The organism is Bifidobacterium colobi, assembly GCF_018555455.1.
Taxonomy (GTDB): Bacteria; Actinomycetota; Actinomycetes; order Actinomycetales; family Bifidobacteriaceae; genus Bifidobacterium; species Bifidobacterium colobi.
Window position 1 is genome coordinate 311,096 of record NZ_JAFEJU010000001.1, and the last position, 13,673, is coordinate 324,768.

Consider the following 13,673-nt stretch of genomic DNA (forward strand, 5'->3'; position numbering starts at 1 on the left):
TGACGCGAGTTTTTCATTCCCCATCTCACTAAACGTACGCTGAGTGATGCTCAGCGTACGTTTAGTGAGATGGGTTGGATTGAGATGGATTGCGAATCAGCTCAGAGAAGCGACTACATCTCCTCGCGATTGCGACGGTAGGCGATGGCTGCACCGGCACCCGCTAGGAGCAAGCCAGCCAGAGCGACCGCGGCGACGGCGGAGCCTGTGCTGGAGATCACTCCACCCTGTGCCGTGGAACCACGCTTGACCAGTCCGGCGATGGCCTTCTCCAAAGCCTCGCGGGCTTCGTCAACCTGAGCCTGCGTGGCCTTGCTGTTGTCGGAAACCTCGCGGGCCTTCTTCAACGCAGCACGCAACGCGTTGGCGGAATCATCGGTGTAGACAGCCAGATCGATGGCGAGCGCCTTGTTGATAACCGCATTCAGCGCGGACTTATCGACCACGCCCGGCTTCGGATCCGGAGTGGATGCGGGCTTCAGACCGGTGATGGCTTCCTGCAGTGCAGTCAGCGCGTTGTTCACTTCCGTCTGCGTGGCCTTGTCATTGTCGAGCACCTGCTTGGCAGTCTTCAGTGCGTCGGCGAAGACATCCCACGAGTCAGCCGTGTAATCAGCCTTCTCAAGCTTGTCTGCCTTGCTTACTGCGGACTGCAGGTCGGTCCTGTCTACCACGACCGGGCCAGGGCCAGGATTGTTGCCGTTCTGCTGAAGACCGGCGATGGCGGATTCGAGGTTCGTCAGCGCCAGAGCCACGTCGTAAGCGGTAGCCTTATCGTTATCCGCCACAGTCTGCGCAGCCTTGCGAGCCTTGACCAGCGCCTCCCAGCTTTCAGCCGTGTAGTCGGCCTCCTTGAGACCGTTGGCCTTGGCAATGGCGTCGTTGAGGTCGGTCTTGTCGGGAGCGACGGCCTCTTCCTCGACTTCACGGTCCGTGGTGAGACGAAGCTCGGAAGCGGATGCGTACTTGTTGGTCTCTCCCGCAGAAGATCCGGTGGAAGTGAGCGCAGTCAGACGTACGCTAACCACGTTATCGACAGCATCGAAGCTGGCCTTCTGCCAAGTGGTATCGGTGGAGAATGTGCCCTCGTGAACGATCTCGTTAGCGGCGGAGTCGTCCAGCGCGAGCGTTTGGGTGGCACCATCGGCAGTGGTCAGCGTGATCTTGTAATCCTTGATCTTGCCGTTGACGCTGGCACCGCCCGGTCGAGGCAGGTATCGCAGACCGTTGATGGTAGTTGGCTGGGCAAGGTTGAACTGGTACCAAGCCGTGCCGTCGGCAATGGCATTGGCGCTCCAGCTGGTATGCCAGTAGGTACTGTCCGAACCATCCTGGGCGAAGTCCTTTGGACCTTCGTAGTTGCCGTAGTTGGACTGTTCGCTACCAGCCCTCACGGTGTAGCCACCCAGCTCGTCGGAGCCGTCAGCTGCCACATCGTACTTGTCGCTGCTCTCGTTGCCGGGAGCGGTCTTCATATACTCGTCGAGAGCCTCGAGAATGTCGTATGCCTTGGTGTAATCCTCAGCAGTTGCGCCATTCTTGTCGATGAGCACTTGGACCTTGACCAAGGTGTCCTGATAGGTCTGCCATGCGGCATCAGAGAGTTCGGCATGCTTGGAATCGTACTTGCCGCTGATTTCCTTGAGCTTATCCTGCGCCTCGGCCTTGGTGCGAGCCTCAGAGTCGACGCGCTCGATCTTCAGGTTGTCGAGCACGAAGTCCTTGTATCCGCCGAAGTCCTGTGCGTTGCCGGTGGAACCCTGCAGATCAGGTGCGGTTGCGGTCGAGTAGATACCGAACCAGGAATCGCCGTTGACGCCACCGGTCAGCTCGAACTCGGCCTTGCCGGTCTTGCCCAGAGCCTTCTTCAGGTTGGTCAGCTTCACGCTGCCGGCAGAGTACTCACCCTGGCCCACAGCGATGGCGTAGATGTCGTCGGAGCCGGATTGATAATCGAAGCTCACCTTGTACTTGGCGCCCGCCTCGAACTTCACGTTCTGCGGGATCGTCTGGTAGACCAGCGTGCCCTTCTGGGTCAGGCCGTTGACCTTCACCGACCAAGTGCCATCGAGCACATCGTCCATCTTCTTGACATCCCACCCGGCCTGCGTGAATGGAGCATGCAGCTCGGAGAGGTGGATGCGGTTGTCCTCAACGCCTTCGGAGCCGGAGACCACGAACGGCCAGATGCCCTGGGCGTTGTTTTCGAATCCGTTGGTGAGCTGCTTGAGTTCGCCGTTCTCATCGAGGGTGATGCCGGAGTACTGGTTCTCCACGATGCGCACATCGTCGAAGTAGGTGTGTGCTCCGTCAGTGCTCTTGTGAGACAGGGTTACCGTGGCATCGCCGTTCTCGGGCGCGGTGAAGAACACGTACATGTTCTGGAAGTAGCTGGAGCCATTTTCCGTATTGCTGTTCGTGTTGTGACCGTATGCCTTGATGTAGTTCTTGGCGATGGACTTGCCGGTGGAGTTGGTGGCCAGCACCTTGCCGCCGCTGGTCACGGTGACGGATGCGTCACCGGTACTGCGGTTGTCAACGCCGACGTACAGTGCGTACTTCTGGCCGGCCTTGAGGTCGGTCAGGCGCTGGGAGACGTCAACCTTGCCGGTGAGGCGCAGCATGGCGTTGTTCTCGCCTTCGACTTCAGCCTTGCCGGAGCCGCTGACAGTCCAGTTGTCGGTGAGGGTGTTGGAGCCGCCGTTGAAGCCAGCATCCACAACGTGCATGCCTTCGCTCCAGTTGACCTGAATCTGCTTGGCCTCGCCCTTGTACACCACGTACGGGGTTTCGGCGTCGGCAGTGAGCGTCACCTTACCGCCGGAGACGGCCACGGTCTGCTCGTTGGTCTTGCCCTGATCGGTGAGCTGGTACACCTTTACGCTGGAGAGGTTCTTCCAGCTATCCGGCAAAGTCCAAGTGGTGGTGCCACCCTTGGTGTTCCAGTGGTAGAGCTTTTGCTCGGAATCCTTGACCAGCTTGCCGGTGGAGGAATCCCACATCCACGGCAGCAGGTAGGACTCGTCGCCGGTGGAAGTGCCGTCACCTGCGGAGACAGCGCCGGAAGCAACCGTCACGCCGTTGAAGGTGATGGTGCGCTGGCGGTAGGCTGCGCTGGAGGTGTCGTTGGAGCCACGGGAGATCACTACAACGTTGCCGTTGGAATCCTTCAGGGTGATCTGCTCGTTGCCGTTGTTCGTGTTCGGATCAACCACAGCGTTGTCGTTGCCATTGTCGGCGGTCAGCAGCGGGTTGTTGACCCAGCGGGCCACCTTGAAGTGCTGGATGAACTTGGTGGACACATCATGGGTGTACAGGTTCTTGATGTAGGCGGCATAGTCGTTTCGGCCCTGCCAGCCTTCGAAGTCCTTCATGTTGTAGCCGCCGAGCAGCGGGGCGTTGGCAGCGCCGCCGTAGGACGGGTAGTCGCCAACCCAGCTGTCCTTCTGATGGTTGCGCAGGAAGCGCATCACTGCGGAGTTCTCGCCCTTGGAGGCATAGCCGCCGTAGGTCAGATCAGCCGCCCAGTGCTGGAAGGTGGAGTCGTACTCGTTGCCGGATCCCCATTCGGTGGTCATGCGCCAACCGTTGTCGTTGATCATCTTGCTCATCTTGCGGGTTTCCCAGGAATCTTCCGAGCTGGAAGAAGTCAGATTGCCCCACACGTCGAGGTAGATGAAGTCCATGTTGTCGCCGACTTCCTTGCTGAGGTCAGCGAAACGGCTTACGCGGGAACCGGATGCCAGATCGTAGATGCCGTCGATGCCGACACCCTGATCGAGCCAGTTCCAGCCGTAGCTCAAATCACCCGTAGGGTTGTCTTTGCTGATGTTCGTGCGGCGAACCATGTCCTCACTGAAGGCCTTGGCTTCCGGATACATTTCGGAGGCGTTGACGTGCACACCGAAGCGGGCACCGTACTCGGCACCTTCTTCCATCAGGGTGTTCATGTCATCGGCACCGCCGAGGCGCTGGCCGATGTCGCCGTAATCCGGATGGCCGGAGTCGTGGCCTTCGTTGCCGTAGCCCTTGAGCAGCACGGACTGGCCAAGGCCGTCGGTGTTCAAGGCCACCTTCTTGACGTTGTCAAGCGTGGTGAGGAACGGGTTCTGTGCCTGAGAACCGAAGTTCATGGCGATACGCCATGCCACCAGTTCGGGCACTTCCTCGGACTTGTACGGATTGTTCATGATGTCGCGGTAGGCAATCGCGCCATCCTGCCAGTTGACGGCACCGTCTTCGTTCTCGTCGCCGGCGATGGCCACGGCCATCTGCGGCAATGCGGTTTCGGCCACGGTGTACTTGTTGCCCTTGGAATCGGTGACCGTACGGTGGTAGTACCACGGCGCGCTGGCCAAGCCAAGGGAAGTGGCATCGCCAGTCTGCTGGGTGGTGGCGTAGACGCGTGTATTCTGGCTGCCGCCGCGCACCGGAGCTGCCACATAGGTGCCGTCATGCTCGGAGTTGCTCCACAGGCCAGCGCTCAGGCCAGCTCCGGAGATGAAGCCATACGTGTAGTCGCTATCGGTGACGTTAGTATCTTCGGTTACTGCGAAGTTGGTATCACCGGGCTTCTGCGTGTTGGACGACATACGTGCACCAGTGAACTGGGCACCTTCCTGGCTAGAGCGCACGGAAACGAGGCTCTGGTTCGGGAAGGACAGCGTCTGGATGGCGTTCTTCTCCACACCGTTGCCCTCAGGAATGCCGTCGGACAGGTTGTTCTTGATCTTGGTGACGTTGAGGTGCAGCTGGTTAGCCTTGACCGTGATCTGGACGGTAATTACCGCGTCGATCTTCTTGGCCTCGTCCTTGACCTTCAGCGTGTAGGTGGCTTCAGTGTCGGAGACCTTCTTGAAGGTCACGTCATCGTCGGTCAGTTCGATGTTGGTGCCGTTGATTTCAACAGTGCGCACATCCTTGGTCTGGCCATACATCACCTTGCCGTTGGTCAGCGTGTACTGAAGCACGGAGGGGAAGCTCTTCTTGATCTGCACTTCCATCTTCTTGGTCTTCAGCGTTTCGGAGGCGACTGGAACGGTCTTGTTAAGGGTGATCGGATCAATGGCGAGGTCGGCATCGTCCACGGTCACCTGCTGGGAGACGTCCTCATAGCCGTCCTTGGCAATCGACAACGTGTATTCGCCGGCTTCGATATCGGCGAAGGAGAAGGTGCCGTCGGCGGCCGTCTTGGCCTTGGCCTTGCCCAGACGAACGGCAGCGCCTTCGATGGCGGCGCCTTCAGCATCGACGACCTTGCCGGAAACCGCGTGCTTGGCGACTTCGGTAACCTCGGGGAAGTCCTTGATGTAGACGTCGGTGACCTGGCTCAACGACTTCCAGGAGCCGGCCTTGATGGCGAGCTTGTTGGAGAGGTTCGTCATGGCGGAGTAGTCGACGTCGAATGCCTTCTGGCCGTCCACGGTCAGTGTGGCGACCTTGGCGTCGGTCCAGGAGACTTGAATATCGTGCTCGTCGTTGGCGCTCGGAGCAGCAATGCGAGAACCGTCGAACCAACCGCCGTTGCCGCCGCCGGTGTAGGTCTGCCAGAACCAGCCTTGCGCATCGTAGCCGATGAACAGGCCGCTGCCCGGGTCGTTGTAGCCCAGGTAGAAGCCGAAGCGGTTGGCGGAGCCCTCCTGCGGAGACTTGATGGTGGCATGGAAGGAGCCGGCCTTGGAGAAGTCGTAATCCGTGCCCCATACGGCTACTGCCGGCCAGTCATTGCTGGAGCTGGGGTCAGCAGCCGCATTGCCGTGAGCGGCGGTGGACTTGAAGTGCAGCCAACCGTCTGCCATCTCCAGGATCTCGCCACCCTTGGCGATGTTGGAATCAATGGTCCAGCCTTCCACCGCATCGGCTTGCGCGGAAGGGGCCTCAGTTGCAGCTGCATCATCGGATGTGTCGTTGATCTGCTGAATCTGACTTGCCAGTGTCTGCAAGTCGGATTCGGTAAGGGGATACGCGAACGCAGTTCCCCCTCCGCCTCCCATGCAGGTAAGCGCCAGCGCCGTTGCCAGCGCAGCAGAGAGCGTCTTCTTCTTATTCATTAACTATATTTTCATTAATCTCTTCATTGAGTTGAAACAAATGCTGTCTTCCTTGAAATATCAGCATTTGTAATTATGTAAAGAGACATTACAAGAAGCTCTTCTTATGCGCAATCTCAGGCAATGCCAAGAATCGCCGTGCATTTGACATCGAATTACACTGTGAACGAAATCACAATACCGAACGAATACCTACGTTGTTAGCCTTCACATTGACGACGGCATCATCCGCGACACGCGCATCACAAATAACTACGTAGAAAAAATGAGAGCGGCTGCGGCGCCCCTCCTCAAGCATCTTCCGCAAGCCTCCTCCGCAAGCAATAGAAAAGCCGCCTTGCGAGAATGCGCAAGGCGGCTTAATCGTCAGCTGCAAGAAGCAGCCGGCCCCTACTTCTTGGAAGCGTTCACAGCATCCACGGCCTTCTGCAAGGATGCGGTGTGGGCCTTGTACCAGTCGGCCTGCTCGTTGAGCTTGCTGGTGGCGGACTTGAAGCCGTCGGTGTCATCGGCCACGCAGCCTTCGTACACCGGCAGTTCCACGCTCAGTTCCTTGTTCAGCGCGTCCAGCGTGGAGGCGTCCTTGACATCCTTCTTGGTGAGGGCTGCAGCTTCGGAGGCATCGCCGTTGACCAGGTTGTTGTAGTCGTTGGTGGCGTTGCGCACGTCTTCGGAAGCGGCTGCGCACGCGGCGACCGCGTTGTTGTACTGGGCATCGGAGTAGGCACGGAAGCCAAACACGCCAGCAACAACGATAATGGCCACGACCACCACGGCGATGATGGCGACGGCCACCTTGGACATGTGCTTCTTCTGAGCACCATCATTGGTGGTGTTGGTGGTGTTTGCTGGTGCAGTCTGCTGCTCAGCGGACATACTTCGATCTCCTTTGTTCTCAGATCTTTTCCGGATGTTCATCCGGATCTCTCCGTTCGAGGAACGTACTGCGGGGTTCCCCGGAAAACAAAAAACCCTCGCATTCCGCGAGGGTCATTGGCTGGGATGCCTGGACTCGAACCAAGAATGGCTGAACCAGAATCAGCTGTGTTGCCAATTACACCACATCCCAATTTGGCTTGGCGTAACAACTCCGAAGAGTTGTTCGTCGTACCCCCAACCGGATTTGAACCGGTGTTGGCGCCGTGAGAGGGCGTAGTCCTAGACCGCTAGACGATGGGGGCATATTCAGTTTTTCAACCGGCTGCGAGGCGAACCGCGCAACGAGTGATAAATATACGCAACTATTCACCCTTACGCAACTTACGGCGTGTCGCCCGTAATTTCAACGTTTTACTCACTACACAATCGCATTGCGCACATCCACCACCGAGCCGACCGAACCGAATCGTCAACCAACGAATCCGGACTCCGTAAGGTAAGCCCCGGAGCAAGAGCCATAAGGGTCACTGCTCGGCAACAGCACTGCGGCAAAACCCTTTGATTTCAAAGGCTCATCTACTCTACTGATGAATTATCATAAATCCTACTGATGAATTTGCATACACTCTACTGATGAATTATCATAAATCCTACTGATGAATTTGCATACACTCTACTGATGAATCATCCGATACCGTATTGATGAGAGCGCAAAAGAGGCAACATGATTCCAAGAACTATTGCACAAGAGCTTGCTCCTATGCTGTCATGGTTCCCAGTTGTTTCCGTGACAGGTCCGCGACAAAGCGGCAAGTCCACGCTTATCAAAAATGCGCTTCCGGATTACGAATATGTCAATCTTGAAGATGAGACCACACGACTTAGCGCCATCGACGACCCGGTAGGATTCATCCATTCACATGGCAACAAGCTCATCATCGATGAGGCGCAATACGCCCCTAGCCTGTTCTCGCAAATACAAGTTGTGGCTGATGAGCGTAAATCTATGGGCCAATATGTGTTGTCCGGTTCGCAGAACTTTCTGATGGAGAAGCGAATTGGTCAATCATTAGCGGGCCGAGTCGGCATGCTCCAACTGCTGCCTCTCTCTTATGAGGAAGCACTGGAATCAGAACATAATCTGACCGTGGACGAGTTCATGTTCCGCGGCGGATACCCGCACCTGTACGACGTGCCAACACCAACAGATGTCTACTTCCGGAGCTATACGGCCACTTATATAAGCCGTGACGTGGCGGAATACCTCGATGTCCGCAATCTCACCGACTTCAATACCTTCCTGCGGCTCTGCGCGGAGAACGCCGGCAGCTTGCTCAACCTCACCGCTTTGGCAAAAGACGCGAACATATCCTTCAACACCGCCAAGGAATGGCTGTCAATTCTGGAGGCGAGTTTCATCGTATTCAGACTGGCCCCCTACTCCACAAACACCCGCAAACGACTCATCAAGACACCCAAGCTCTATTTCTACGACAACGGTTTGCTCAACTATCTTTTGGGTATCCATTCGCCGCAGGAGCTTGCTGATGACCCCAAACGTGGTGACGTGTTCGAGAATCTCATTATTTCGGAAACGGTGAAACGCTACCGCAATCGCAATAAAGACTGCGAACTCTGCTTCTATCGCGATTCGAACCAGCGAGAAATCGACTTGGTGGACGCTACGCAGCGCCGCAATCCCACTCTGTTGGAAATCAAATCGGGTATGACAGCACGACCTGACTTTTTCAAGCGTCTCGCCACAGTCGGGGAAGATCTCGGAGTGCCCGTTGATCGCAGAGCGGTTATCTATCGAGGCACCGAGAGCTTCACCAGCAAGAATGGCAGATTCATTACCGCCAACGATTATCTTTGCACTGCTCAAGCATGAACAATCAGGCTGGCTCCGAGCGAAAAGCCACCCGCCGTGATGACGTCCCTAATTTTGCAGAACAGCCTCACTGCACGATGGCATTGCGCACATCTACCACCGAGCCGACTGAGCCGAAACGCTGGCCGGATTTATCCGTCCACTGCGGCACTTCGCCGGTTACCGTAACGGTCACCATGTAGTCGCCTTCCGGTAGCTCGGGAGAGACGTATCGATAGCTTTCGTCGGGAGACTTGGCGTAGAAGCTGACGAAAATATCCTCTACCGCAGTAGACCCATCAGCCCGCCGAATACCAATGCGCGCATAGGAGCCCCATGGGTCAGCCCGGCCAATCAACGCCACTCGAGAACCATAGAACGGAATCTTCACTGACTCTCCAGCGACGTAAGAATGGAAGCCAACATCAATCGAGCGCCCGCGCAATGGCTCAGCTTCTCCTGTGCCCGGATTCCATGACGGCACATACCGATCCAGCCGCAGCCTGCCATCGCGCACAATAAGCTGCTGCCATACATATGTCGCCGCCGAAGCCTGATGCGGGAACGACCAACGGTCCCCCATAAACATCGAGACCATGCCGTGCTCGGTCGTGACGGGCAGCGCATACAACGTCTGGGAATTGCAGGTTTGCGTGCCTTCCGGCGCGAAAAGACCCTGATACGTCCAGGGACCACTCATCGAGGGAGCGGACAGACAATAGTTCTCATTGCAGTCCCACGATGTCTTGCCGGAGAACAGCAGCCAATAACGCCCGTCTAGCTTGGCCACTGCAGGCGCCTCACCGCCGAGCGCGATCCCCTCGCCCACACGTTGCTCCGCAGAGCAGTAATCATTGGCGAGTCGATAGATATCACCCTCATGCACGAGCAGATAACCAGTGCCATCGTCATCCTGAAATACTCCCAAATCCCAGCGGCGAATCGGCTCACCGTCAAACAGCAACGGGCCTTGGAACTGGTATTCGCCATCAATGGCATCGCACACCGCATAGCAGATGTGCGGATCGTAGTATCCCAAATCATCGGAATGCATATACATTACGTACTGCCCAGTAGCAGGGCAACGCATCACCTTGACACGCTCCCCGATGCGCCCCGGCCCCATCAAGCCATCAGACTGCTGCGGCAGCACAATACGGCGGAATTGCCAATGCACCAAGTCCAGCGACGCATAACAGGAGAATCCCGCGAACTTGTTCTCCTCATCGGTTTTGTATTCGCCGAACAGGTAATACCAGTCACCTTCCTGCACAATGCATCCGCCATGCGCATTCACCGTGCGGCCGCGGTCGTCAAACCACGGCACTCCGCTGATAATAAGGGATTGACGCTCTACCATACTGTTTCCTCAGTCCGATTGAGCAGCGTCCATATTCTCCCCCGATATCACAAGAAACGAATATGACGAGGATTGCTCAATGGCAATACTGCTCAATGGCAATACACAGTAGAGCGGAGGAGACGCCGTAGCATCCCTCCGCCCATATTTGCCAAAATCAGCCCTTGACCGAGCCGGCCACCAGACCGGAGACGATCCATCGCTGGCAGAAGATGAAGAAGATCACCACTGGCACCAGGGCGATCACCGTGATGGTCATGAACGCCGGCCAATCGGTGGTGAACTGGCCCATGGCGTTGTATACCTGCAGAATCACGGTGCGCAGGTCGGTGGAGGTCAGGAAGATGTTCGGCAGCATGAAGTCATTCCAGGTAGACAGCGTTTGGAAGACCACCACTGTTGCCAGAATCGGCGTAATCATCGGCAGCACAATCACCCGGAAGATGCGGAACGGGCCGGCGCCGTCAATACGCGCGGCTTCCAGAATCTCCATCGGCAGCTTGCGCATATATCCGATGGTGAGCATGTAGCAGAAAATGGAATTGGCGAGGTACAGGATGATCAAGCCCAGCAAGGAATCGACCAGACCGACCTTTGCCTCCATTTTGTACAGTGGAATCAGCGTGGCCTGCACCGGTATGCAGAACGCGATCATCAGCACCGCGCCAACGCCGGCAGTGAACTTGCTGTTCTTGAGAATCATGCCGTAGGCGGCGAGCGCGCCAATCATCACTTCGAAGAACACGGCGAACACGGTAACGATGATGGAATTGATGAAGCTTTGCACAATAGGCAGGGTGCCGAACACATCCGCGTAGTGTTGCAACGTCCAATGCTCAGGCAGGCCGAATGGCGACTGGGCCATGTCAAGTGTGGTTTTGAACGTGTTGATGACGATGTAGTAGAGCGGGATGGCCATGATGATGGCCAAACCATTGATGAGTATGGTGCGGACGATTTTACCGACCTGCGCACGCTGTGACGGTGTCATGCGAACCTCCTAGTGATAATGCCGGTAATGGCCTGCTGGCCAAGGACGACGATCATGCAGGCGACGGTGAACAGCACTGCGAGGGCCGAGCCCAGGCCATATTGGGATTGCGAAATACCTTGAACGATGATGGATTGGGTGATGGTGTTGGTTGCGTAGCCCGGGCCGCCCTTGGTCATGCCGAACGGGAGATCATAGACCTTCAAACCATTGGTGATGAGCAGGAATGTGGAGACCACGATGCCGGGCACCAGCTGTGGCAAGGTGATGTGGATGAACTGCTGGAAAGCATTGGCACCATCAACGGCAGCCTGCTCGTAGAGATCTTTTGGCACCGCCTGCAAATAAGCCAAATACAGGGTGGCATGCCAGCCGACGGCGGCCCAGATGGCCACGAAGATTACCGCTATGCGCGCGAGGTTGCTATCGGCCAGCCACGGTACCGATTTGAGTCCCATGGAAATCAGCACCGAGTTGAGTGCGCCGGTCTTCAACGGGGAAAGAATGTATTGCCAGACCAGGCCAAGCACGATAAGCGAAGGAACGCCGAGGAAGAAGAACAGCGAGCGAGCGAAGGATCGACCGTAGAACTTTGAGTTCAGCGCCACGGCCAGCGGAATCGCCAAAGCGGTGGTAATCAGTGTGGTAGTCACGGCAAATAGCACGGTGAATCCGAGACCTACGAGCAGGGAAGGATCCGTGAATACTTTCTGATAATTGGCGAATCCCACGAAGTTAGGATGCTGCTGGAATCCGTTGAAGTCGGTGAATGAATAATAGATGGTTTGCACCAAAGGGACCGCGGTAAGCACCAGGAACACCACGATGATAGGAAACAGGAAGCCTGTGGAGGCTGCTGTTTCAGCGAATTTGCCGGTTTTGTACCAGGGGGTTTTGGCATTGACGGCACCAGCCGATGGTGCACCGGCAGGCACTTCCTGCGACTGGTCATGACGAGACATGTCAGCGTTGCCTTTCTATATGCCTATATGCATTGGAGAAGGATTCGCTCGGACGGGCGGAACCGCCCGAGCGAATCAGTTGAAGGAGGAGATAGGAGTATGGAGATTGATGTTGTTTGACTAGCGGGCGATCACTTCGATTCAGCCCACTTGGCATCCAGGGCCTTGGTGACATCGGCCACCGAGGCCTGGCCCTGCACCAAGAGCTGGAACTGAGAAGCCATTTCCTGGCCCATCACATTGCCGTCACGAGTCCAGTTGGTCCAGTAGAAGTCGCCGTTGGTGATGTACTTCTCGTAGAGGTCCTTGAGCTGAGGAGCCACGTTGGCCTTGTAGGCCGGGGAGACGGAAATCTGGTTGATCTGCTTCTCTTCCAGCTTGAGGCCTTCCTCGCTGTTCATGAAAGCGAGGAACTTCTTAGCGGCTTCCAGCTTGGCACCATCGACCTTAGAGCTGATGACGAACGGGGAGTCCGGGCCACCACCGACGTACGGCTTGCCACCGTCAACAGCCGGGAATGGCGCCACACCATAGTCAACGCCCGAGGAGTCAAGATCGGCGAAGTCCCATGGGCCGGAACGGAACATGGCCAGCTGGCCGGTCATGAAGTTCTGCTTGATCTGGTCGGCACTGACACCGACTGTTTCCTTGGGTAGGGTGCCGGAATCAACGAGCTTCAGCCACTGCTTCAGCACCGGAGTCCACTGCTCGGAAAATGTACCGCCCTGGTCTTGTTCAGGCCACTTGGAGGCATCGATGCCCTGCTTGGAGTAATAGCCGCCAAGCATCGGCTGGAAGGAGCCGGAGACCACGCTCATGTCTTCCATGTACGGCGTGATGTTCTGCGCCTGGAGCTTCTTGCCAAGCTCGATGAATTCATCCAAGGTCTCGGGCACGCTGTCGTAACCCACCTGTTTCAGCAGATCCTTGTTATAGACGATGCCACCCACCCAGGCAGTCGGCGACATGCCATACACCTTGCCATCACGGGTGTAGAGGTCGGTCTGGGACTTCGGAAGATTCTTGACGAAGTCCTCATTGGTGATGTCGCGGGCAAGGCCGGCATCAAGCACTTCGTTGCGGGTTTCGATGGACATGTGGAATACGTCCGGAACCTGACCGCCGGCGACGCGCGTGGTCAGGGTTTGCGCATAGTCCGTGGCCTGGCCTTGGGCCGTGCTCATCTCGACCTTGATATCGGGGTTGGCTTCCTCGAATGCCTTGACAATCGGACTCATCATCTTCTCGTTGTTCCACGAGAAGTAGGTGATGGTGGTTTTGTCTGATCCAGCAGTGCTACTGCCGCATGCGGCAAGCGGCACCAACATTGCAGCAGCCGCCACTGCTGCAATCATCGTTTTGGAGAACTTCATTGTCAATCTTTCCTTCCTGTAGCGGCGTCAGCACCGGCACCGCTGAAATCCAGAACTCAATATCGAAAACCTGAAAGCTGCGGTGCCTTCTCATTTCGATATCGACTGTATTGTTTTAATACGTATTATTGAGTACGTGGCTTCAGTATGCCACCGTGATACAGCAGGTGCAATAGCGGCGTGTCGCA

At 56.7% G+C, this 13,673-nt stretch carries 7 protein-coding genes and 2 tRNA genes; 1 reads left to right on the top strand and 8 read right to left on the bottom strand.

Features of this window, described 5'->3' with window-relative positions; all coding sequences use genetic code 11:
* Nucleotides 1–113 precede the first annotated feature (113 nt).
* The 4 genes from JS530_RS01375 to JS530_RS01390 form a co-directional block, all read right to left on the bottom strand.
* Entirely contained in the window at nucleotides 114–6,050 is a 5,937-nt protein-coding gene (locus JS530_RS01375; RefSeq protein WP_214375437.1) for an endo-alpha-N-acetylgalactosaminidase family protein, read from the bottom strand.
* A gap of 390 nt (nucleotides 6,051–6,440) precedes the next feature.
* Nucleotides 6,441–6,926 carry a hypothetical protein gene (locus JS530_RS01380; protein ID WP_214375438.1) on the bottom strand — a complete coding sequence of 162 codons (486 nt, stop codon included), beginning with the start codon at nucleotides 6,924–6,926 and terminating at the stop codon, nucleotides 6,441–6,443.
* Between the two features lie 118 nt (nucleotides 6,927–7,044).
* Nucleotides 7,045–7,119, bottom strand: a tRNA-Gln gene (locus tag JS530_RS01385).
* Between the two features lie 39 nt (nucleotides 7,120–7,158).
* Nucleotides 7,159–7,231 (bottom strand) — tRNA-Glu (locus JS530_RS01390).
* A 422-nt stretch (nucleotides 7,232–7,653) separates the two neighbouring features.
* Here JS530_RS01390 and JS530_RS01395 point away from each other — a divergent pair.
* Complete coding sequence (locus JS530_RS01395; protein ID WP_214375439.1) at nucleotides 7,654–8,820, top strand: ATP-binding protein; 1,167 nt, start codon at nucleotides 7,654–7,656, stop codon at nucleotides 8,818–8,820.
* Between the two features lie 67 nt (nucleotides 8,821–8,887).
* Here JS530_RS01395 and JS530_RS01400 read toward each other — a convergent pair whose 3' ends face one another.
* The 4 genes from JS530_RS01400 to JS530_RS01415 all read right to left on the bottom strand — a co-directional run bounded on the left by JS530_RS01400 (nucleotide 8,888) and on the right by JS530_RS01415 (nucleotide 13,485).
* Entirely contained in the window at nucleotides 8,888–10,159 is a 1,272-nt protein-coding gene (locus tag JS530_RS01400; RefSeq protein ID WP_214375440.1) for a glycoside hydrolase family protein, read from the bottom strand.
* A 157-nt stretch (nucleotides 10,160–10,316) separates the two neighbouring features.
* Nucleotides 10,317–11,150, bottom strand: a complete 834-nt coding sequence (locus tag JS530_RS01405) for a carbohydrate ABC transporter permease (RefSeq protein ID WP_214375441.1) — start codon at nucleotides 11,148–11,150, stop codon at nucleotides 10,317–10,319.
* Nucleotides 11,147–12,112 carry a carbohydrate ABC transporter permease gene (locus JS530_RS01410; RefSeq protein WP_214375442.1) on the bottom strand — a complete coding sequence of 322 codons (966 nt, stop codon included), beginning with the start codon at nucleotides 12,110–12,112 and terminating at the stop codon, nucleotides 11,147–11,149. The genes JS530_RS01405 and JS530_RS01410 overlap by 4 nt, the downstream gene beginning before the upstream one ends.
* Nucleotides 12,113–12,243: 131 nt before the next feature.
* Entirely contained in the window at nucleotides 12,244–13,485 is a 1,242-nt protein-coding gene (locus JS530_RS01415) for an ABC transporter substrate-binding protein (protein WP_214375443.1), read from the bottom strand.
* Nucleotides 13,486–13,673: the final 188 nt, after the last annotated feature.